Origin of the sequence: Pseudomonas sp. NMI760_13, assembly GCF_021283245.1 — a bacterium.
GTDB lineage: Bacteria > Pseudomonadota > Gammaproteobacteria > Pseudomonadales > Pseudomonadaceae > Aquipseudomonas > Aquipseudomonas peradeniyensis.
The window spans coordinates 43,442-65,079 of sequence record NZ_JAJSRC010000015.1 but is presented as its reverse complement, the minus strand read 5'-3'; the positions used below and the strand labels follow the sequence as shown (position 1 = coordinate 65,079).

The following is a 21,638-nucleotide window of genomic DNA, read 5'->3' as shown; positions in this document are numbered from 1 at the left end:
TTGCCAGGCGCCTTCACGCTCAGGCCTTGGCCCGCTCTTCCAGGATTGCCACGGCAGGCAGGACCTTGCCTTCGACGAACTCGAGGAACGCGCCGCCACCGGTAGAAATGTAGGAGATATCGGCACCCACGCCATACTTGTCGATGGCCGCCAGGGTGTCACCGCCACCGGCGATGGAGAACGCGGCGCTGTCGGCGATGGCCTTGGCCAGGACCTTGGTGCCGTTGCCAAACTGGTCGAACTCGAACACACCGACCGGACCGTTCCACAGGATAGTCTTCGAGGTCTTCAGCAACTCGGCGAACTGCTCGGCGGTCTTTGGACCGATGTCCAGGATCATGTCGTCGGCGGCCACGTCGGCGATCGCCTTGACGGTGGCTTCGGCGCTTTCGGCGAACTCCTTGGCGACCACCACGTCCACCGGCAGCGGTACGCTGACCTTGGCGGCGATGGCCTTGGCGGTCTCGACCAGGTCAGGCTCGTACAGCGACTTGCCGACCGGGTGACCGGCGGCGGCGAGGAATGTGTTGGCGATGCCGCCACCGACGATCAGCTGGTCGCAGACCGTGCTCAGGCTGTTCAGCACGTCCAGCTTGGTGGAGACCTTGGAGCCGGCAACGATGGCCGCCATCGGCTTGGCCGGTGCCTTCAGGGCCTTGCCCAGGGCATCCAGCTCGGCTGCCAGCAGGGGGCCTGCGGCAGCGACCTTGGCGAATTTGGCGACGCCATGGGTGGAGCCTTCGGCGCGGTGGGCGGTGCCGAAGGCGTCCATCACGAACACATCGCACAGGGCGGCGTATTTCTGCGCCAGTTCGTCGGCGTTCTTCTTCTCGCCCTTGTTGAAGCGCACGTTTTCGAACAGCACCAGGTCACCGGCCTGCACCTGAACGCCGTCGAGGTAGTCGGCGACCAGCGGCACGTCGCGGCCCAGGGCCTTGCCCAGGTAGTCGGCAACCGGCTTGAGGCTGTTCTCGGCAGAGAACTCGCCTTCGGTCGGGCGGCCCAGGTGCGAGCAGACCATCACCGCCGCGCCCTTCTCCAGGGCCAGCTTGATGGTCGGCAGCGCTGCCAGGATACGCGCGTCGCTGGCCACCACACCGTCCTTCACAGGGACGTTGAGGTCTTCGCGGATCAGTACGCGCTTACCTTGCAGGTCGAGGTCGGTCATCTTCAACACGGTCATGAATGCAGTCCTTCAGGGCTGTTTGCTGCGGGTTGGGTGTACGACGTGCAGATAGTGTTCGGCAACGTCGAGCATACGGTTGGCAAACCCCCATTCGTTGTCGAACCAGGCCAGCAGGTTCACCAGGCGGGGGCCTGAGACACGGGTCTGGCTGGCATCGACGATGGCCGAATGCGGGTCATGGTTGAAATCACAACTGGCGTGGGGCAGCTCGGTGTAGGCCAGCAAGCCTTTCAGCGGGCCGTCCAGGGCGGCCTCGCGCAACACCCGGTTGACTTCCTCGGTGGTGGTATCGCGGGAAGTCTGCAGGGTGATGTCCAGGCACGAGACGTTTACGGTCGGCACGCGTACCGCTTTGGCCTGGATTCGCCCGGCAAGTTCCGGCAGCAGGCGTTCGATACCCCGGGCCAGGCCCGTGGACACCGGAATCACCGACTGGAACGCCGAACGGGTGCGGCGCAGGTCTTCGTGGTGGTAGGCGTCGATCACCGGCTGGTCGTTCATCGCCGAGTGGATGGTGGTGATCTGCACGTACTCGATGCCAAAAGCCTGGTCCAGCACGCGCAACAGCGGCACGCCGCAGTTGGTGGTGCAGGAGGCGTTGGACACCAGCAGTTCGCTGCCGGTCAGGCAATCCTGGTTGACGCCGTAGACCACCGTGGCGTCGATGTCCGCCTCGCTGGCCATGGGCTGGGAAAACAGCACCCGCGGCGCGCCGGCGTCGAGGAAGCGCTGGCCGTCGGCACGGGTGTGATAGGCACCGGAGCATTCCAGCACCAGGTCGATGTCCAGGGCGGCCCAGTCGATGCCTTCCGGGGTGGCGCTGCGCAGCACTTTCACGCAGTCGCCATTGATATGCAGACAGTCGCCGTCGACCTTCACCTCGCCGGGGAAACGCCCGTGGGTGGAGTCGAAGCGCGTCAGGTATTCCAGGCTGGCCTGGTCGGCCAGGTCGTTCAGCGCGACGATCTCGAAACCGGCCTTCGCCCCCCGCTCGAACAGTGCGCGCAGGACACAGCGGCCGATGCGGCCGTAACCGTTGAGTGCAACTTTGTAGGGACGCGGGTGGGGCATAGGTAGCTCTTGAACTCCGGCGGTTGAACGGGGCCGCTGCGCGGCCCATTCGCGGCACAAGGCCGCTCCTACAGGAAACGGCGTGCGCAATGCCCTGTAGGAGCGGCCTTGTGCCGCGAACGAGGGCCAAAGGCCCTCGCCTTACCTGTATCAGTCTTCCAGCAGCTCTTCGGCGGTGCCCAGGATGTTGTCCAGGGTGAAGCCGAACTCCTCGAACAGCGCGCTGGCCGGGGCCGACTCGCCGTAGGTGGTCATGCCGATCACGCGGCCTTCGAGGCCGACGTACTTGTACCAGAAGTCGGCGTGAGCGGCTTCGATGGCAATACGCGCACCGACTTGCAGCGGCAGTACCGACTGCTTGTAGGCTGCGTCCTGGGCGTCGAACACGCTGGTGCTCGGCATCGACACGACGCGGACCTTGCGGCCTTCGGCGGTCAGCTTGTCGAAGGCCTGGACGGCCAGACCCACTTCGGAGCCGGTGGCGATCAGGATCAGCTCAGGCTCGCCGGCGCAGTCCTTGAGCACGTAACCGCCACGGGCGATATCGGCGATCTGCTGGGCGTCGCGGGTCTGGTGCTGCAGGTTCTGGCGCGAGAAGATCAGCGCCGACGGGCCGTCCTTGCGCTCCAGGGCGGCTTTCCAGGACACGGCGGATTCCACCGCATCGGCCGGACGCCAGGTGTCCAGGTTCGGCGTGCTGCGCAGGCTGGTCAGCTGCTCGATTGGCTGGTGGGTCGGACCGTCTTCGCCCAGGCCGATGGAGTCGTGGGTGTAGACGTGGATCACGCGCTGCTTCATCAGCGCCGACATGCGTACGGCGTTGCGGGCGTATTCCATGAACATCAGGAAGGTGGCGCCGTAAGGCACCAGGCCGCCGTGCAGGGCGACGCCGTTCATGATGGCGGTCATGCCGAACTCGCGCACGCCGTAGAACACGTAGTTGCCGCTGGCATCGTTAGCTTCGACGCCCTTGCAGCCTTTCCACAGGGTCAGGTTGGAGCCGGCGAGGTCGGCGGAGCCGCCAAGGAACTCGGGCAGCAGCGGACCGAAAGCGTTCAGGGTGTTCTGGCTGGCCTTACGGCTGGCGATGGTCTCGCCCTTTGCAGCAACTTCGTTGATGTAGGCCTGGGCCTTCTCGGAGAAGTCGGCCGGCAGGTCGCCGGCGGCGCGGCGCTTGAACTCGGCAGCCAGCTCAGGATAGGCCTTGGCGTAGGCGTCGAAGCGCTGGTTCCACTCGGCTTCGACCTTGGCGCCAGCTTCCTTGGCATCCCACTCGGCCTTGATGTCGGCCGGGATTTCGAACGGGCCGTGGTTCCAGTTCAGTTCCTTGCGGGCCAGGGCGATTTCGTCGTTGCCCAGCGGTGCGCCGTGGCAGTCTTCCTTGCCCTGCTTGTTCGGCGAGCCGAAGCCGATGATGGTCTTGCAGCAGATCAGGGTCGGACGGTCGCTCTTGCGCGCGGTCTCGATGGCGGTCTTGATCTCGTCGGCGTCGTGGCCGTTGACGTTGCGGATCACCAGCCAGTTGTAGGCTTCGAAGCGCGCCGGGGTGTTGTCGGTAAACCAGCCGTGGACTTCGCCGTCGATGGAGATGCCGTTGTCGTCGTAGAAGGCGACCAGCTTGTTCAGGCCCAGGGTGCCGGCCAGCGAGGCGACTTCATGGGAGATGCCTTCCATCATGCAGCCGTCGCCGAGGAACACGTAGGTGTTGTGGTCGACGATGTTGTGGCCTTCACGGTTGAACTGGGCACCCAGCACTTTTTCCGCCAGGGCGAAGCCCACGGCGTTGGCCAGGCCCTGGCCCAGCGGGCCGGTGGTGGTCTCGACGCCCGGGGTGTAACCGAACTCCGGGTGGCCCGGGGTGCGGCTGTGCAGCTGGCGGAAGGCCTTGAGGTCGTCGATGGTGACGTCGTAGCCGGTCAGGTGCAGCAGCGAGTAGATCAGCATCGAGCCGTGGCCGTTGGACAGCACGAAGCGGTCGCGGTCGGCGAAGCTTGGGTTGCTCGGGTTGTGCTTCAGGTAGTCGCGCCAAAGCACTTCGGCGATATCCGCCATACCCATGGGGGCACCTGGGTGGCCGCTGTTGGCCTTTTGCACGGCATCCATGCTGAGGGCACGAATGGCGTTGGCACGTTCACGACGGCTGGGCATCGCTGAGTCTCCTGGGGCTTGAAATAGGTGGTGAAGCGAAAAAAGGCGGCCATTTTCGCCCACAGGGGGGGCCGGGGGCAATGACGTATGGTCGCAGTCGGGTTTTTTTCCTGTGTTTGTTCGGCAATTTGGGTGAAAACAGCGGGATTGCCGTCGACTTCTTCGCGGGTAAACCCGCTCCCACAGGTCTGCGCGATCTCTGTGGGAGCGGGTTTACCCGCGAAGAGGCCCGCACAGGCGAACCGATCCTCCGCCCATCGACCAATATCAAAACTTTTTGATATTGGTCTTGCTAGGGTAACGATGCCTGTCTAGACTCCCGCCCCATGAACCTCAATGCGCCCATCACCCCACAACGCAGCGACGAGCTGGCCGCCCTGTGCAAGGCCGGCGGCGACCCCCTGCGCCTGAACGTGCTGCGCGCATTGGCCAATGATTCGTTCGGCGTGCTGGAGCTGGCGCAGATCTTCGACATCGGTCAGTCGGGCATGAGCCATCACCTGAAGGTGCTGGCCCAGGCCGAGCTGGTGGCGACCCGCCGCGAAGGCAACGCGATCTTCTACCGCCGCGCCCTGCCCGACAGCCAGCGCCTGGGCGGCCGCCTGCATTCGGCGCTGCTCGAGGAGGTCGACGACCTCGCCCTGCCTCAAGCAGTGCAGGCTCGCATCGCCCAGGTCCAGCAGCGTCGCGCCGCCACCAGCCAGGATTTTTTCCTGCGCGTGGAAGAGAAGTTCCGCGCCCAGCAGGACCTGATCGCCGGCCTGCCGCAGTACCGCGAAAGCCTGCTGGCACTGCTCGACAAGCTGAGCTTCGACGCGGGCGCCAGCGCCCTGGAGGTCGGCCCCGGCGACGGCGGTTTCCTGCCCGACCTGGCCAGGCGCTTCGAGCAGGTCACGGCCATGGACAACAGCCCGACCATGCTCGAGCTGGCCCGCCAGGTCTGCGAGCGCAACGAATTGAGTAACGTAAACCTGCAGTTGGCCGATGCACTGGGTGCAACGGATGTGGAAGCCGACTGCGTTGTGCTGAACATGGTCCTGCACCATTTCAGCGACCCGGCCCAGGCCCTGCGCCTGCTGGCCAGACGGGTGAAGGCGGGCGGCAGCCTGCTGGTCACCGAGCTGTGCAGCCATGACCAGGGGTGGGCCCGCGAAGCCTGCGGCGACCTGTGGCTTGGCTTCGAGCAGGACGACCTGGCCCGTTGGGCCAACGCGGCAGGGCTGGCCCCCGGGGACAGCCTCTACGTGGGCTTGCGTAACGGTTTCCAGATCCAGGTCCGGCACTTCCAGCGGACCACTGGCGACATACAACATCGGTAAATTTCAGGAACCCATCGAGATGAGCGAATACTCCCTTTTCACTTCCGAGTCCGTGTCCGAAGGGCATCCGGACAAGATCGCCGACCAGATCTCCGACGCGGTGCTGGACGCCATCATCGCCCAGGACAAGTACGCCCGCGTGGCCTGCGAGACCCTGGTCAAGACTGGTGTCGCCATCATCGCCGGTGAAGTCACCACCTCGGCCTGGGTCGACCTGGAAGAGCTGGTGCGTAAAGTGATCATCGACATCGGCTACAACAGCTCCGACGTCGGCTTCGACGGTGCCACCTGCGCCGTGATGAACATCATCGGCAAGCAGTCGGTGGATATCGCCCAGGGTGTCGATCGCTCGCGCCCTGAAGACCAGGGTGCCGGCGATCAGGGCCTGATGTTCGGCTACGCCAGCAACGAGACCGACGTGCTGATGCCGGCGCCGATCTGCTTCTCGCACCGTCTGGTCGAGCGCCAGGCCGAAGCGCGCAAGTCCAAGCTGCTGCCATGGCTGCGCCCGGACGCCAAGTCGCAGGTCACCTGCCGCTACGAAAACGGCAAGGTAGTCGGTATCGATGCCGTGGTGCTGTCGACCCAGCACAACCCTGAGGTTTCGCAGAAAGACCTGCAGGAAGCGGTGATGGAGCTGATCGTCAAGCACACCCTGCCGGCCGAGCTGCTGCACAAGGACACTCAGTACCACATCAACCCGACCGGCAACTTCATCATCGGTGGCCCGGTGGGCGACTGCGGCCTGACCGGCCGCAAGATCATCGTCGACAGCTACGGCGGCATGGCCCGCCACGGCGGTGGCGCGTTCTCCGGCAAGGACCCGTCCAAGGTCGACCGTTCCGCCGCCTACGCCGGCCGCTACGTGGCCAAGAACATCGTTGCCGCGGGCCTCGCCGAGCGCTGTGAGATCCAGGTGTCCTATGCCATCGGCGTAGCCCAGCCGACCTCCATCTCGATCAACACCTTCGGTACCGGCAAGGTCTCCGACGACAAGATCGTGCAGCTGGTGCGCGAGTGCTTCGATCTGCGTCCGTACGCCATCACCACCATGCTCGACCTGCTGCATCCGATGTACCAGGAAACCGCCGCCTACGGTCACTTCGGCCGTACGCCGCAGCAGAAGACCGTCGGCGACGACACCTTCACCACCTTCACCTGGGAGCGCACCGACCGCGCCGCCGCCCTGCGCGACGCCGCTGGCCTGTAAGCCTCCTACAGCAGTACCGGAAAGCCCCTGCCGAGTGATCGGCAGGGGCTTTTTTGTGACATATGGGCTGACAAATGCCCACCGTCGCCCACGCCGTCACCCGCCTAGGCTGAGAACTCCTTCCCGCCTTGCAAGGATGCCGGCCATGCCATTACTGCTGATAGTCATAGCGCTGCTGTTGCACCACCCCGTTGTCCTGGCGAGTGTGTGCCCGGCCTGGGACTCGGCGCAGGCCGAGGCCGAGGTCGCCCGGCTGCGCGCTACCCTCGCCCACTGGGACGACCAGTACCATCGCCAGGGTATCGCCCTGGTGGCCGACGAACTCTACGATCAAAGCCGCCAGCACCTGCTGGAGCTTCAAGCCTGCTTTGGTCTTTCCCACGACGACGCTCCGCTGGCGAGCGCCCGCGGCACTATCCCCCATCCGATCCCCCACACCGGTGTCGACAAGCTTGCCGACGAGCAGGCCGTAGCCCGCTGGCTGCTGGGCAAACGCGACATCTGGATGCAGCCGAAGGTCGACGGCGTCGCGGTGTCACTGATCTACCGCCAGGGCCAACTGACAGGCCTGCTCAGCCGTGGCGACGGCACACTAGGGCACGACTGGAGCCGGCACATCCCGGCGCTGAGCGGTATCGTGCGACAACTTTCCCAACCTTTGGACAGTGTGTTCCAGGGTGAGCTGTACTGGCGCCTGGACCACCACGTGCAAGCAGAAGCAGGCAGCGCCAACGCCCGCGGCTCCGTCGCCGGGCTGCTGGCACGCAAGCGGATGACCGAGGAACAAGGCGCGGGCATCGGGCTGTTCGTCTGGGACTGGCCGCACGGCCCGGACAACCAGGCCGAACGCCTGGCGCAGCTGACAGCGCTTGGTTTTCCGGACAGTCAACGCTTGAGCGTGGCCATCGAGGATGTCGCCGAGGTTGCGCGCTGGCGTCAGTACTGGTACCGCTCGCCCCTGCCCTTCGCCAGCGACGGCGTGATCCTGCGCCAGGACAGCCGCCCCGCAGCACAGCGCTGGCGCGCCCAGGCGCCCTACTGGATCGCTGCCTGGAAATACCCGTTCGCCCAGGCGCTGGCGCAGGTCAGGGAGGTGCAGTTCCGAATCGGCCGTACCGGGCGCATCACACCCTTGCTGCTGTTGCAGCCGCTGACCCTGGACGATCGCCGGATCAGCCAGCTCAGCCTTGGCTCGCTGGCGCGCTGGAGGCAGCTGGACGTCCGGCCCGGTGACCAGATCGCGGTCAGCCTGGCCGGCATGACCATCCCACGCCTGGAAAGCGTGGTGCATCGCGCCGCCCGGCGTCCCGAGGTTCAGGCTCCGGATCCGTCTGTTTATAACGCCTTCAGTTGCTGGCAGGTCGACGATGGCTGCCAGCAGCAGTTCCTTGCCCGCCTGGCCTGGCTGGGCGGCAAGCAGGGACTGGACCTGCCGGGCCTGGGGACCGAAACCTGGAAACGTCTTGTCGAAAGTGGCCATATCGTGCAGTTGACCGATTGGCTGAACCTCGATCAGAAACAGCTGCTCGAGGTACCCGGGATCGCCCAGGCACGGGCCAGGCAATTGCAGACTGCTTTCTCTCAGGCCCGCCAGCAGCCATTCAAACGCTGGCTGCGAGGCCTCGGCGTACCCGCACCGTCCAGCCTGCAAATGGGCCCCGACTGGCACACACTGGCATCCAGAAACATCGAGCAATGGCTTGCCGAACCTGGCGTCGGACCTGGTCGAGCAGAGCAATTGCAGGCTTTTTTCGCCCACGAGCGGGTTCAGGAGCTGGCCCGAAACCTGCGCACCCATGCAATCGAGGGTTTCTAATTTGCGCAGATCAAGGCAGCATTTCGTTTTCTGCTGCCCAGCCTCGAATGGAGCCCTCGATGAAACTGCTTTCGTCCCTCGCCCTGTCTACCCTGCTCGGTTTCGCCGCCAGCCCGCTGCTGGCCGCCGCAGAGCAGCCGGGCCTGACCGGTTGCGCGGCCAAGCGCCAGGCCATCAGCGAACAGATCGAACAAGCCCGCGCCCATGGCAACAGCGACCAGCAGGCGGGGCTGGAAAAAGCCTTGAGCGAAGTCACCGAACACTGCACCGATGCCGGCCTGCGCAAGGAGCGCGAGCAGAAGGTGCTCGACGCTCGCCATGAAGTGAACCAGCGCACCAAGGACCTGGACAAGGCCATGAAGAAGGGCGACGCGGAGAAGATCAACAAGCGCAAGGACAAGCTGGCCGAGGCGAAGAAGGAGCTGCAGGAGGCCGTGGACGAGCTCGAACGCTAGTCGACCGGTCTTATGTGTACGAACCGTGGGAGCGGGCTTGCCCCGCGATGACGTCAGCCCAGGCAACGTCACTGGCCGATCCGGCGCCATCGTGGGGCAAGCCCGCTCCCACGAGCCCGCACCCACAACGGCCCACTCGCTCAGTGATTGCGAAACTCGCTATGACAGGCCTTGCACGCCGCCTCGACCTTGTCCATCGGCGCCTTCACCTGCGCCACGTCCAGCGGCTGGGCACGGGTCACCGCGACCAGTTCGCCAGTGACGCCCTCCAGTTGCCGGGCCAGGTCCTGGAACCGCGCCTGGCGCTGCCAGACCTCGGCCCGCGCGCTGCTGTCACCCTCATCGCGCACCTGCGGGAAGTGCTGCCACGGCGCGTGGGCCAGGCTGTCCAGCTTCGCCGCGCCATCGGCGAACTTCACGCCGTCGAAGGGCAAGCGCCCGCGCAGCATGCCCCCCATGTCTTCGCTGGTCTTGAGCATCTGCTTGAAGATCGCCTTGCGCTGGCCCAGCGGCGAGTTGGGATCAACGCCGTCACAGGCACTGAGGGCAAGGGCGGCAAGCAGTACTACGGTCAATCGCTTGAACATCACGGTCTCTTCGGCCAGGAAAACGGGCGGCCAGTATCACCGCCTCGCGGGCAAAGACCAATAGCCACACAGAAAACAGGGGCGAATCTTCACGCTTTGCCCCACACAGGACCGACAACATGAAATCTGCATTGCGCCATCTCGCCTGGGCACTGCCTGCCCTGGCGCTCCTGGCCGGCTGCAACGGCGGCGAAAGCGCCAAGCCCGAACCCCACGCCATCGCCACCTACGTGCCCGCCAACTTCAAGGACCTGCCCCAGGTCAGCGACGACGACCTGCTGGCCGGCTTCTACGCCTGGCGCAACGGTTGCGAGAAGCTCAGGCGCGACCCGGTGTGGTCCGCCACCTGTGAGGCAGCGGGCTCGGCCACGGCCAATGCCGCCCAGGTGCGCACCTTCCTCGAACAGAATCTACAGGTCTATGGCCTGCGTTCGGCGCAGAAAAGCGCCAACGGCCTGATCACCGGCTATTACGAGCCGGTCTACCCCGGCAGCCTGGCCCGCACCGACAGTGCGCAGGTCCCGGTGTATGGCGTACCGGAGGACATGATCGTGGTCGACCTGGCCAGCGTATACCCCGAGCTAAAGGGCAAACGCCTGCGCGGGCGCCTCGACGGGCGGGTGCTCAAGCCCTACGACACCGCCGAGGTGATCAACCGCGACGGCGCCAAGGCGCCGGTACTGGCCTGGCTGACCGACCCGATGGACCTGCAGTTCCTGCAGATACAGGGCTCGGGCCGTATCCAGCTGGAGAACGGCCGCCAGTTGCGCCTGGGCTACGCCGACCAGAACGGCCACCCGTACCGGCCGATCGGCCGCTGGCTGGTTGAGCAGGGGCAGTTGCCGAAGGAAGAGGTGACCATGGGCAGCATCCACGCCTGGGCCCAGGCCAACCCGCAGCGTGTGCCCGAGCTGCTGGCGAGCAACCCAAGCTACGTGTTCTTCAGCACCCGCCCGGACAGCAACGAGGGGCCGCGCGGATCGCTCAACGTGCCGCTCACCGCAGGCTACAGCGTGGCGATCGACCGCAAGGTAATCCCCCTGGGCAGCCTGCTCTGGCTGTCCACCACCCGCCCGGACGGCAGCCCGGTGGTGCGCCCGGTCGGCGCCCAGGACACCGGCGGCGCCATCACCGGCGAAGTGCGCGCTGACCTGTTCTGGGGCACCGGCCCCGAGGCCGGCGAACTGGCGGGGAACATGAAGCAGCAAGGGCAGATCTGGATGCTGTGGCCCAAGGGGCAGCCTTTGCCAGAAGTACCAAAGGTTCCTTGATGGCTGCATGCGCCCTGTAGGAGCGGCCTTGTGCCGCGAAAGGGGCGCGCTACAGACATCGCAGGGCCCGCTTCGCGGGCCTTTCGCGGCACAAGGCCGCTCCTACAACAATCAGCGCAGACCGGCAGATTTTCTCAAGTCAGATGGACACCACGAAGAACGCCACTATCAGCGCCATCCCGACGAACCACACCAGCGAGCGCAACACTGCCCAGTCGGCCAGATAGCAGATGATGTAAAGCAAGCGGCTGGTGATGTACACCACCCCAAGCACATCCTGGGTCACCTGCTCGGCATTGCCGACGATGTCGGCCACCAGAACCGCCGCGGCAAACGCGGGAAACGCCTCGTAGCCATTCAATTGGGCAGCATGGGCACGCCGTGGCAGCCCTTCGAGCTTGTCCAGAAACGCACGCGGGTCGTGATTGGCGCGCAGGCCAAAATACCCGCTGCTGAGTTTGGCGATCAATGCACACAGCGGTGGCAGGACCAGCGCGACGAGAATGCACCACAGGGCAACGGTCATCTACAGGACTCCTTGTTCACAGAGGATCGGTCAGAGCTTCATCACCAGCATGCCAGCCAGGACCAGCCCGCAAGCTAGGAGTCTCGGCCCGCCAAAAGGTTCTTTGAGGTAGCGCATGCCCAGCAGCACCACGAGGATCACGCTCAGCTCACGCAGCGCCGCCGCCTCGGCGACCGACCCCAGGTGCATGGCCCACAGCACCAGAGCGTAGCTCAGCAGCACGCACAGCCCCACCGCCAACCCCAACCGCCACTGGGTGCGCCAGAACAGCGCGAATTGCGGCCCGCGGGCAACGCCGGCCAGCAGCGGGAACGGCCAGGCACTGAGCAGGGTCAGCCATACCAGGTAGTCCATGGGCTTGCCCCACAGGCGAACAGCTTGGCCATCGAACCAGGTGTAGCAACCGATGCACAGGCCAATCAGCGCCACCACCGGCAGCATCGACCAGGGCAGGCGATCACCGCCACCACCCTGCCACAGCAGGCAGGCCATACCGCAGGGGATCAGGAGGATGCCGATGATCTGCTGCTGGCTGAGCGACTCGCCGGCGAAAGCCAGGGTCAAGCCCAGGACCACCAACGGCGACAGGCCACGCATCAGCGGATAGACCAGGCCCAGGTCGCCCACTTTGTAGGCTTTTATCAACAGGTAGCGATACAGCTGTTCGGCAAGCGCCGAAGCCAGCAGCCAGGGCCAGATGCTGGCAGGGGGAAACTCGACGAACGCCACCGCCAGAACGGCGAAGACCAGTGCCACAAGGTCCATGCTGGCGATCACCAGCAGGCGTTCGGCGCTGAATTTGATCAGGGTGTTCCAGGTCGCGTGGAGCAGGGCTGCGACCAGTACCAGGGAGGTTGCCAACACGCGGGATTCCTTGCGCAAAGACCAGGCGACACCTCGCACTATAACGGTTTGCTGTTGCTTGTAGGCATCGTGGGAGCGCCTGCCGCCCGACTTGAGGAACGATTCCGACAAAACCGGTCATAAGGTGTGTCCCGAACCCCGCGCCAGGTCATCAAAGAACTGCCCGAGCCACTCGGGAAACGACTTGGAAGCCACTGTTACAGGATTCGGGATGCTTGAATTAGTTGCCGCGTTTATCTGCCTCACCACCCTCCTCACCTATGTGAACTACCGCTTCATCGGCCTGCCGCCGGCCATCGGCGTGATGGTCACCGCACTGCTGTTCTCCCTGATGCTGCAGGGCCTGAGCCTGATCGGCTTTCCTGGCCTGGAAGAGCGCGTCGAAGGCCTGATGAACCAGATCGACTTCAATGACCTGCTGATGCACTGGATGCTGTCGTTCCTGCTGTTCGCCGGCGCCCTGCACGTCAACCTCGCCGACCTGCGCAGCTACCGCTGGCCGATCGGACTCTTGGCCACGATCGGCGTGCTGATCGCCACCGTGGTGATCGGCTACCTGGCGCACTGGGTGTTCGCCCTGTTCGGCTGGAACGTGCCGCTGATCTACTGCCTGCTGTTCGGCGCGCTGATCTCGCCGACCGACCCGATCGCCGTGCTCGGCGCGTTGCGTACCGCCAACGCCTCCAAGCCGCTGAAGACCACCATCGTCGGCGAGTCGCTGTTCAACGACGGCACCGCGGTGGTGGTGTTCACCGTGCTGCTAGGCATCATCCAGCTGGGCGAGACGCCGAGCGTGTCCGACACCGCCCTGCTGTTCGCCCGCGAAGCCATCGGCGGGGTGGTGTTCGGCGGGGTGATCGGCTACGCGACCTACCGCATGATCAAGAGCGTCGAGCAGTACCAGGTCGAGGTCATGCTGACCCTGGCGCTGGTGATCGGCGGCTCGGCCATGTGCTACGAGCTGCACGTCTCGGCGCCGATCGCCATGGTGGTGGCCGGCCTGATCATCGGCAACCTGGGGCGCAACCTGGCGATGAACGACATGACCCGCCGCTACATGGACGGTTTCTGGGAACTGATCGACGACATGCTCAACGCCCTGCTGTTCGCCCTGATCGGCCTGGAGCTGTTGCTGCTGCCGTTCAACTGGCTGCACCTGGCGGCCGGTGGCGTGCTGGCGGTGGCGGTGCTGGCCTCGCGCCTGCTGACCGTGGCGCCGGCCATCGTGTTGCTGCGCCGCTGGCGGACCGTGCCGCAAGGCACCATCCGCGTGCTGACCTGGGGTGGCCTGCGTGGTGGCGTGTCGGTGGCCCTGGCGCTGTCGCTGCCACAGGGTGATGAGCGTGACCTGCTGCTGTCGATCACCTACATCGTGGTGCTGTCGTCGATCCTGGTGCAGGGTCTGACGGTCGGCAAGGTGGTACGCAAGGTCAGCACACAGCCTTGAAAAGGCCGGGACCGCTTTGCGGCCCTTCGCGGCACAAGGCCGCTCCTACAGGGGATTGCGTTCTTCTGTAGGAGCGGCCTTGTGCCGCGAAGGGCTGCAGAGCAGCCCCCGAGAATCACTCCACGGCGCTGTCCGGGAACTGATCCTGGATGTACTTGATCTCGGTACGCCCGTGCGGCGCCGGCTGGCCATCCTCGCCCAGGTTGACGAAGACCATCTTGTCTACGGTCAGGATCGCCCTGCGAGTGATCTTGTTGCGCACTTCGCACTTGAGGGTGATCGAGGTGCGGCCGAACTCGGTGGCGGTGATGCCCAGCTCGATGATGTCGCCCTGGCGCGAGGCGCTGACGAAGTTGATCTCGGAAATGTACTTGGTCACCACACGCTGGTTGCCCAGCTGGACGATGGCGTAGATCGCCGCCTCCTCGTCGATCCAGCGCAGCAGGCTGCCGCCGAACAGGGTGCCGTTGGGGTTGAGGTCTTCGGGTTTTACCCATTTGCGGGTGTGAAAGTTCATCTGTACTCCTGGCCTGCGGCCTCATGAACATCGAGCGGCGAACGGCGGATCAGCCGTCCGACCACGTCCTACATGGTAGCCCCATTGATTTGCGTCAACCATGTCCACGCCCTACGACCATTGGTCAGTATCCGCGCAACGCGGTTTGACACCCACCCCCACGGATCTAGCCTGACCCCTGTGATCCGCAGATCACTCCAGGTGGTCGGACAACCGGAACTTGGCATACCGTGCGGCAGTACCGGCATTCGCAGGAAGCGAGGCTCCGGGCAGTGCCAGTGGAGAGCGACTGAGGCTCACCATTGACCTACTCGAAATCAGTGAAAGGGAATCCACTATGTCCAGAATCATTGATGTCAGCATCAACGTCGACACTGAAACCATCCTCAAAAAGTACCCTACCGCGAGCAGGGATCCGAACAAGCCCACATTCATACCACCGGAACACATTTACATGGTCACCTATCAGGACAACGTCATCTCCGGCCAGGCCGGTGGTGAGTTGCATCTCCGGGGCCGTGTGGGCGATGTGGTCCGCTGGCGCGAGCAAAGCATCTCGTTCGGCTTCGAGCAATCGGTAATCCTCTACGGATTCGTCTCCGACGATCCCAAGCACAAACTCCTGGAAGACCCTCGCCCCCTCCACGCAGAGGTTCAATCAGCCGTACCCAACGAGAACAACAAGACCATCCCGACATGCCAGATCCTCGACAACTACTACTGGCGTGGCGATCTGCTCAAGCAAGGGAAAGTCACCTACCACTTCAAGTTCATGATCGTCGATCGCGACTGCAAGTGCTGTGGCTACTTCGAATGGGATCCGTTCATCACCATCACCAACTGATCCACGCCGCGCACCGCCGCCCCTCGGGCCGGCGGTGCGCGCCAGTCCCCGGATCACTCATTGCTGCTCAAGGAAGGAGCGCATCATGACCACGGAGAATCCCGCCCATCACGCGCTGATCATTGTCGATACTCAGGGGCTGCTCACAGCCGTCGAGCGACTCCCCAGCGATCCAGCTTCTCCCGCCGAACTCGACCCCCGCCATTTCTGCATCCTGCACTCACGCCCGGCAACGGGTGAAACGCTGCTTCTCGACACACCGGAGTTAGTCGTCGCGGCTGGGGACACCCTGCTCCTGCACACGGTCCCGGTGGCGCTGCTCGGCGAGGAGATGCTGTTCAGCCACAGCCCCGTCAGCGAGCCGCTGCTGGACATCGAGTTGGCCGAGCAACGCAACCTGCGCCTGGCCCTTCCCGATGCAGCGGCGCCGCTGCAGCCGGCAAGCCGCCAAGTCGACACCTATCACTGGCGTATCCACTGCGACCAGCCGGGTGAATTCAAGTTGGCCTGGCAGGTGATGGTGCTGGCCCAGAGCTGCGAGCCGCTCGCCCACTTCACACTGCGCCTTGCCTTGCGGACCAACGGCCACTCCCAGTGAACCCGTCTTTGGCGTTTAGCCCTTGGGATGCATCGAAAGCCCCGCTATAATCGCCCGGCACTTTCGACGGTGGCTCCAGCGGCCACCGTTCCCGCCACCCATCCGAGGGGCGCTGCAGCAGGCTCGGCCTGTCAGGCTCGGTTGGGGCGTTGTCCGCGCAAGCGGACGCTCAACGCACAACGGCGCCCATTCGCACACTACGAATGGAGGCTCTCAATGAGCGCTGTAAACACGCCTGCTGGTTTTTCCGACTTCAAGGTCGCCGACATCTCCCTGGCCGACTGGGGCCGCAAGGAAGTCATCATCGCCGAATCGGAAATGCCGGCACTGATGGGCCTGCGCCGCAAGTACCAAGCCGAGCAACCGCTCAAGGGCGCGAAGATCATCGGCTGCATCCACATGACCATCCAGACCGCCGTGCTGATCGAGACCCTGGTCGCCCTGGGCGCCGAAGTGCGCTGGTCGTCGTGCAACATCTTCTCCACCCAGGACCAGGCCGCCGCGGCCATCGCCGCCGCCGGCATCCCGGTGTTCGCCTGGAAAGGTGAAACCGAGCAAGAGTACGAGTGGTGCATCGAGCAGACCATCCTGAAAGACGGTCAGCCATGGGACGCCAACATGGTCCTGGACGACGGCGGTGACCTGACCGAAATCCTGCACAAGAAATACCCGGCCATGCTGGACAAGATCCACGGCGTGACCGAAGAGACCACCACCGGCGTGCACCGCCTGCTCGACATGCTGGCCAAGGGCGAGCTGAAAGTCCCGGCGATCAACGTCAACGACTCGGTCACCAAGAGCAAGAACGACAACAAGTACGGCTGCCGTCACAGCCTGAACGACGCCATCAAGCGCGGTACCGACCACCTGCTGTCGGGCAAGCAGGCTTTGGTGATCGGCTACGGCGACGTGGGCAAGGGCTCGGCCCAGTCCCTGCGTCAGGAAGGCATGATCGTCAAGGTCACCGAAGTCGACCCGATCTGCGCCATGCAAGCGTGCATGGACGGCTTCGAAGTGGTCTCGCCGTTCAAGGACGGCATCAACACCGGTACCGAAGCCGGCATCAACAAGGACCTGCTGGGCCGCATCGACCTGATCGTCACCACCACCGGTAACGTCAACGTCTGCGACGCCAACATGCTCAAGGCCCTGAAGAAGCGCGCCGTGGTCTGCAACATCGGCCACTTCGACAACGAGATCGACACCGCCTTCATGCGCAAGAACTGGGCATGGGAAGAGGTCAAACCGCAGGTGCACAAGATCCACCGCACCGGCGCCGGCGTGTTCGATCCGCAGAACGACGACTACCTGATCCTGCTGGCCGAAGGCCGCCTGGTGAACCTGGGCAACGCCACCGGCCACCCAAGCCGCATCATGGACGGCTCGTTCGCCAACCAGGTCCTGGCGCAGATCTTCCTGTTCGAGCAGAAGTTCGCCGAACTGCCAGCCGCCAAGAAGGCCGAGCGCCTGACCGTTGAAGTGCTGCCGAAGAAGCTGGACGAAGAAGTGGCCCTGGAGATGGTCCGCGGCTTCGGCGGCGTGGTCACCCAGCTGACCCCGCAGCAGGCCGAGTACATCGGTGTGACCGTCGAAGGTCCGTTCAAGCCGGACGCCTACCGCTACTAAGCAGCGGCGCCAGCGCCGGGTAATCGCCCTGGCGCTGGCTGGCAACGCGTCGAACCGATGTCCGAGCCAGGCCGGCCCCAACCGTCCTGGCTTTTATTTGCAGGTAGCCGCCCTGGGCGCGCCGCCGAAGGAACGAGAGATGTCACAAGAACGCCGCTACAGTTTCGAGTTCTTCCCCACCAAGACCGATGCCGGCCACGAGAAGCTGATGGGCGTCGCCCGCCAGCTGGCCAGCTACAACCCGGACTTCTTCTCCTGCACCTACGGTGCCGGTGGCTCGACCCGCGACCGCACGCTGAACACCGTGCTGCAGCTGGAAAGCGAAGTGAAGGTCCCGGCCGCCCCGCACCTGTCCTGCGTGGGTGACAGCAAGGACGACCTGCGCGCCCTGCTCGCCGAGTACCAGGCCGCCGGCATCAAGCGCATCGTCGCCCTGCGTGGCGACCTGCCATCCGGCATGGGTGCGGCCAGCGGCGAGCTGCGCTACGCCAGCGACCTGGTCGAGTTCATCCGCCAGGAAACCGGCAACCACTTCCACCTGGAAGTGGCCGCCTATCCTGAGATGCACCCACAGGCGCGTAACTTCGAGGCGGATCTGGCCAACTTCGTGCACAAAGTCAAGGCCGGCGCCGACAGCGCCATCACCCAGTACTTCTTCAACGCCGACAGCTACTTCTACTTCGTCGAGCGCGCGCAGCAGCTGGGCGTGGACATCCCGGTGGTACCCGGCATCATGCCGATCACCAACTACAGCAAGCTGGCACGCTTCTCCGACGCCTGCGGCGCCGAGATCCCACGCTGGATCCGCAAGCAGCTGGAAGCCTATGCCGACGACACCGCCAGCATCCAGGCCTTCGGCGAGGAAGTGATCACCCGCATGTGCGAACAACTGCTGCAAGGCGGCGCACCGGGCCTGCACTTCTACACGCTCAACCAGGCCGAACCGAGCCTGGCGATCTGGAACAACCTGAAGCTGCCACGCTGATGGTCGTGGACAAGGCTTTGGCGCAGGTCAAAGCCTTGTTCATTCGCGCTTGTACCGCAGGCCCCCGCGACCAGTGCTCACTGGCCTTGCACGGGCTCGCAGCGTACTCTCCCGCCATGCGCACGCTCATTCTCCCTCTCCTGCTGTTGCTGCTCGCCGGCCTGAGCCCGCTGGCCCATGCCGAACGCCTGCGCATCGTCAGCGACGACTGGGCGCCGTACCTCTACCAGGAAAACGGCCAGCCCAAAGGCATCGACTACGAGGTCACCAACGAGGTGTTCAAGCGCCTGGGCATCGAGGTGCAATGGCAGTTCCTGCCCTGGCGGCGCTGCCTGGCCATGGTCGAGCAGGGCCTGGCGGACGCGGTGATGGATATTTTCCGGGTCGACTCGCGCCAGGGTTACCTGGTCTACCCGGACGAGCCCATGTCAGAGGTCGAGTTCGTCCTCTACCAGGCCCGCTCGCGCCCCCATCCGGTCGAGCGCCTCGAAGACCTGGCCGGGCTGACCGTGGGTACCTCGCCAGGCTACGTCTACGACGGCGTTTTCGCCGAATCGCCGCTGTTCCGTCGGGAGCCGGCGCCCAGCCACGAGGCCAACTTCGGCAAGCTGGCGCTCGGGCGCATCGACCTGCTGGTGACCGACCGCCGGGTGGGTGGCTATGTCAGCCGCCAGCTGGGCCTGGAGCAGACCGTCGAGGCGCTGCCCCTGGTGATCAGCCGCCGTCCGCAGTACCTGGGGCTGGCCCGCAAGCCCGGGCGCGAGCAGCTGGCACAGGCGTTCAGTGATGAACTGCGACGCTTCAAGCAGGAGCCGGCCTACGCGGCAATCAACGCCCGCTACCTGGGCAATCGCGATTTTCCTTTCGCCGTTGAGCAGCAGGAACGCAGCACACCCTGATTGCTCTGTTATACTCGGGCCTTCCCGCCAGGCTCACGCCCGGACGCTCGGCCTCGCAACAGGCATCTCGACCCGCAGCAGCGCACCTAGCGCGCCGCCCGCAGGCTCCAGGATGCGCCGTGCACGCCCAGCTGGACCGGACGCGATCGCATCCTTCCGATGCCCGTCGCGCCAGGCAGAACACCCCATCGGGCCCAGCCCCCACGAGAACAGGATTGCCCATGTCCTTTGCTTCCCTCGGTCTCTCCGAGGCTCTTGTCCGCGCTATCGAGGCAGCGGGCTATACCCAGCCCACTCCGGTGCAACAGCGGGCCATTCCCGCCGTGTTGCAAGGTCGCGATCTTATGGTCGCCGCCCAGACAGGTACTGGTAAAACCGGCGGCTTCGCGCTCCCCATCCTCGAGCGCCTGTTCCCGGGTGGCCACCCCGACAAATCGCAACGCCACGGCCCGCGCCAGCCGCGCGTCCTGGTGCTGACCCCGACCCGCGAGCTGGCCGCCCAGGTGCATGACAGCTTCAAGGTCTATGCCCGCGACCTGAACTTCATCAGCGCCTGCATCTTCGGCGGTGTCGGCATGAACCCGCAGGTCCAGGCCATGGCCAAGGGCGTCGACGTCCTGGTCGCCTGCCCGGGTCGTTTGCTCGACCTGGCCGGCCAGGGCAGCGTCGACCTCTCGCGGGTCGAGATCCTGGTGCTGGACGAAGCCGACCGCATGCTCGACATGGGCTTCATCCACGACGTCAAGAAAGTGCTGGCACGCCTGCCGGCCAAGCGCCAGAACCTGCTGTTCTCGGCGACCTTCTCCAAGGACATCACCGACCTCGCCGACAAGCTGCTGCACAACCCCGAGCGCATCGAGGTCACGCCGCCGAACACCACCGTCGAGCGCATCGAGCAGCGCGTCTACCGCCTGCCGGCCAGCCACAAGCGTGCCCTGCTGGCGCACCTGATCACCCTGGGTGCCTGGGAGCAGGTACTGGTGTTCACCCGCACCAAGCACGGCGCCAACCGCCTGGCCGAGTACCTCGAAAAGCACGGCCTGACCGCTGCGGCGATCCACGGCAACAAGAGCCAGAACGCCCGCACCAAGGCCCTGGCCGACTTCAAGGCCAACACCGTGCGCGTGCTGGTCGCCACCGACATCGCCGCCCGCGGCCTGGACATCGACCAGTTGCCCCACGTGGTCAACTTCGAGCTGCCCAACGTCGAGGAAGACTACGTTCACCGCATCGGCCGCACCGGCCGCGCCGGTCGCTCGGGCGAGGCCATCTCGATGGTCGCCCCGGACGAAGAGAAGCTGCTCAAGAGCATCGAGCGCGTCACCAAGCAGAAGATCCCGGATGGCGACCTGATGGGCTTCGACGCCTCCCAGGTCGAGGCCGAGAAGCCAGAAGTCCGCGAGCGCCAGCAGAACACTGGCCGCGGTGGCCGCAACCAGCAACCTCGCGGCGAAGGCGGCAAGGAAGGCAGTGGCGGGCGCAAGGACAAGGGCAAGGACAAAGGCCGCAACAAGCCTGCGGGCGAGAAGCAGGCCGACAAGGAAAAAGCCGGCGAGAAACAGCAGCAAGGCCAGCAGCAGCGCAAGCCGCGTGACAAGAAACCACGCCAGCAGCAGGATGCCCAAGGCCAGAACACCGCCCCGTCGAAACCCGCTAATCGTGACCCGGAAGAGTTCCTGGACGACGATGTGGATAACTTCGGCAACCGCGCCGACTACGTCAGCCCTTACCAGAATGCCAAGAACCAGGGCCGCAACCGTCGCCCGGGTGGCAATGCCGGACAAGGTCAAGGGCAAGGCCAACGCAGCGGCAGTGGTCAGGCGCAAGGTCAAGGCCGTGGCAATGGCCAACAGCGCCAAGGCCAGGGCTCGGGTGAAAAACGCCCGCGCAACGGTGGTGGCAGCAATGGCGGCGCTCGTCGTGACAACAACGGTGGCCGTAACCGCCGTGACGAATCGGCTCGCCAGGAACCCGCCGTGCGCAACCCGCGCGAGTCGCAGAGTGCGCCGGTGATCATTCGCAAGGAATCCAAGCTCGACCGTTACCCGACGCCCGAGCAACTGGACGACCTGCCGAGCCGCCCACGCGGTGAGCGTCCGGCGCTGCTGACCCGAAAGGGCTGATTGAAACACCGAGGGGCTGCTATGCAGCCCTTTCGCGGCACAAGGCCGCTCCTACAGGTTCAGTGCAGCCCTTTGGCATAGCGCAGTACCTGTAGGAGCGGCCTTGTGCCGCGAAAGGGCCGCGTAGCGGCCCCTCGGTCATTCAG

At 64.9% G+C, this 21,638-nt stretch carries 19 protein-coding genes and 1 riboswitch; of the genes, 12 read left to right on the top strand and 7 right to left on the bottom strand.

Going from position 1 to position 21,638, the window contains the following annotated elements; all coding sequences use genetic code 11:
* Positions 1-19: 19 nt before the first annotated feature.
* The 3 genes from LU671_RS16670 to tkt all read right to left on the bottom strand — a co-directional run bounded on the left by LU671_RS16670 (position 20) and on the right by tkt (position 4,405).
* Positions 20-1,183 (bottom strand): phosphoglycerate kinase, encoded by a 1,164-nt coding sequence (locus tag LU671_RS16670; RefSeq protein ID WP_203648251.1) that lies wholly within the window; start codon positions 1,181-1,183, stop codon positions 20-22.
* Between the two features lie 12 nt (positions 1,184-1,195).
* Positions 1,196-2,257: an erythrose-4-phosphate dehydrogenase gene (gene epd, locus LU671_RS16665; RefSeq protein ID WP_110734779.1), complete on the bottom strand. Its 1,062-nt coding sequence runs from the start codon at positions 2,255-2,257 to the stop codon at positions 1,196-1,198.
* 150 nt (positions 2,258-2,407) lie between these two features.
* Positions 2,408-4,405 (bottom strand): transketolase, encoded by a 1,998-nt coding sequence (gene tkt / locus LU671_RS16660; RefSeq protein ID WP_232856287.1) that lies wholly within the window; start codon positions 4,403-4,405, stop codon positions 2,408-2,410.
* 326 nt (positions 4,406-4,731) lie between these two features.
* On the opposite strand from tkt, the gene LU671_RS16655 reads away from it, so the two are divergent.
* The 4 genes from LU671_RS16655 to LU671_RS16640 all read left to right on the top strand — a co-directional run bounded on the left by LU671_RS16655 (position 4,732) and on the right by LU671_RS16640 (position 9,205).
* On the top strand, positions 4,732-5,724 hold the full coding sequence (locus tag LU671_RS16655) for an ArsR/SmtB family transcription factor (RefSeq protein ID WP_203648263.1): 993 nt from the start codon (positions 4,732-4,734) through the stop codon (positions 5,722-5,724).
* A 19-nt stretch (positions 5,725-5,743) separates the two neighbouring features.
* A complete protein-coding gene (gene metK / locus LU671_RS16650; protein WP_186715851.1) occupies positions 5,744-6,934 on the top strand; it encodes a methionine adenosyltransferase in 1,191 nt (396 codons plus the stop codon).
* A 145-nt stretch (positions 6,935-7,079) separates the two neighbouring features.
* Positions 7,080-8,750 carry an NAD-dependent DNA ligase LigB gene (ligB, locus tag LU671_RS16645; protein ID WP_232856286.1) on the top strand — a complete coding sequence of 557 codons (1,671 nt, stop codon included), beginning with the start codon at positions 7,080-7,082 and terminating at the stop codon, positions 8,748-8,750.
* A 59-nt stretch (positions 8,751-8,809) separates the two neighbouring features.
* The gene (locus LU671_RS16640) at positions 8,810-9,205 is read left to right on the top strand and encodes a DUF1090 domain-containing protein (RefSeq protein WP_203648267.1); all 396 of its coding nucleotides are present in this window, start codon (positions 8,810-8,812) and stop codon (positions 9,203-9,205) included.
* Between the two features lie 140 nt (positions 9,206-9,345).
* Here LU671_RS16640 and LU671_RS16635 read toward each other — a convergent pair whose 3' ends face one another.
* On the bottom strand, positions 9,346-9,792 hold the full coding sequence (locus tag LU671_RS16635) for a c-type cytochrome (protein WP_232856285.1): 447 nt from the start codon (positions 9,790-9,792) through the stop codon (positions 9,346-9,348).
* Positions 9,793-9,911: 119 nt separating this feature from the next.
* Between LU671_RS16635 and mltA the strand changes: the two genes are divergently transcribed.
* Entirely contained in the window at positions 9,912-11,063 is a 1,152-nt protein-coding gene (gene mltA, locus LU671_RS16630) for a murein transglycosylase A (RefSeq protein WP_232856284.1), read from the top strand.
* 139 nt (positions 11,064-11,202) lie between these two features.
* Here the strand turns inward: mltA and LU671_RS16625 are convergent, their stop codons facing one another.
* The gene (locus tag LU671_RS16625) at positions 11,203-11,589 is read right to left on the bottom strand and encodes an MAPEG family protein (protein WP_110734763.1); all 387 of its coding nucleotides are present in this window, start codon (positions 11,587-11,589) and stop codon (positions 11,203-11,205) included.
* Between the two features lie 30 nt (positions 11,590-11,619).
* Complete coding sequence (locus tag LU671_RS16620; RefSeq protein ID WP_232856283.1) at positions 11,620-12,453, bottom strand: DMT family transporter; 834 nt, start codon at positions 12,451-12,453, stop codon at positions 11,620-11,622.
* Between the two features lie 211 nt (positions 12,454-12,664).
* Between LU671_RS16620 and LU671_RS16615 the strand changes: the two genes are divergently transcribed.
* Positions 12,665-13,900, top strand: a complete 1,236-nt coding sequence (locus LU671_RS16615) for a cation:proton antiporter (protein ID WP_232856282.1) — start codon at positions 12,665-12,667, stop codon at positions 13,898-13,900.
* A gap of 115 nt (positions 13,901-14,015) precedes the next feature.
* Here the strand turns inward: LU671_RS16615 and LU671_RS16610 are convergent, their stop codons facing one another.
* The gene (locus LU671_RS16610; protein ID WP_186715898.1) at positions 14,016-14,417 is read right to left on the bottom strand and encodes an acyl-CoA thioesterase; all 402 of its coding nucleotides are present in this window, start codon (positions 14,415-14,417) and stop codon (positions 14,016-14,018) included.
* Positions 14,418-14,754: 337 nt separating this feature from the next.
* On the opposite strand from LU671_RS16610, the gene LU671_RS16605 reads away from it, so the two are divergent.
* From LU671_RS16605 to LU671_RS16580, 6 genes are all read left to right on the top strand, one after another.
* Positions 14,755-15,261 (top strand): inclusion body family protein, encoded by a 507-nt coding sequence (locus tag LU671_RS16605; RefSeq protein WP_232856281.1) that lies wholly within the window; start codon positions 14,755-14,757, stop codon positions 15,259-15,261.
* A gap of 85 nt (positions 15,262-15,346) precedes the next feature.
* Positions 15,347-15,859 (top strand): hypothetical protein, encoded by a 513-nt coding sequence (locus LU671_RS16600; protein ID WP_232856280.1) that lies wholly within the window; start codon positions 15,347-15,349, stop codon positions 15,857-15,859.
* A gap of 98 nt (positions 15,860-15,957) precedes the next feature.
* A riboswitch (S-adenosyl-L-homocysteine riboswitch) is annotated at positions 15,958-16,054 on the top strand.
* Positions 16,055-16,075: 21 nt separating this feature from the next.
* Positions 16,076-17,485, top strand: coding sequence for an adenosylhomocysteinase (gene ahcY, locus LU671_RS16595; protein WP_028688336.1), 1,410 nt, complete (start codon positions 16,076-16,078; stop codon positions 17,483-17,485).
* 139 nt (positions 17,486-17,624) lie between these two features.
* On the top strand, positions 17,625-18,470 hold the full coding sequence (gene metF, locus LU671_RS16590; RefSeq protein WP_203648281.1) for a methylenetetrahydrofolate reductase [NAD(P)H]: 846 nt from the start codon (positions 17,625-17,627) through the stop codon (positions 18,468-18,470).
* A 116-nt stretch (positions 18,471-18,586) separates the two neighbouring features.
* Positions 18,587-19,369, top strand: coding sequence for a substrate-binding periplasmic protein (locus tag LU671_RS16585; protein WP_232856279.1), 783 nt, complete (start codon positions 18,587-18,589; stop codon positions 19,367-19,369).
* A gap of 221 nt (positions 19,370-19,590) precedes the next feature.
* Positions 19,591-21,492, top strand: a complete 1,902-nt coding sequence (locus LU671_RS16580) for a DEAD/DEAH box helicase (RefSeq protein WP_203648285.1) — start codon at positions 19,591-19,593, stop codon at positions 21,490-21,492.
* Positions 21,493-21,638: the final 146 nt, after the last annotated feature.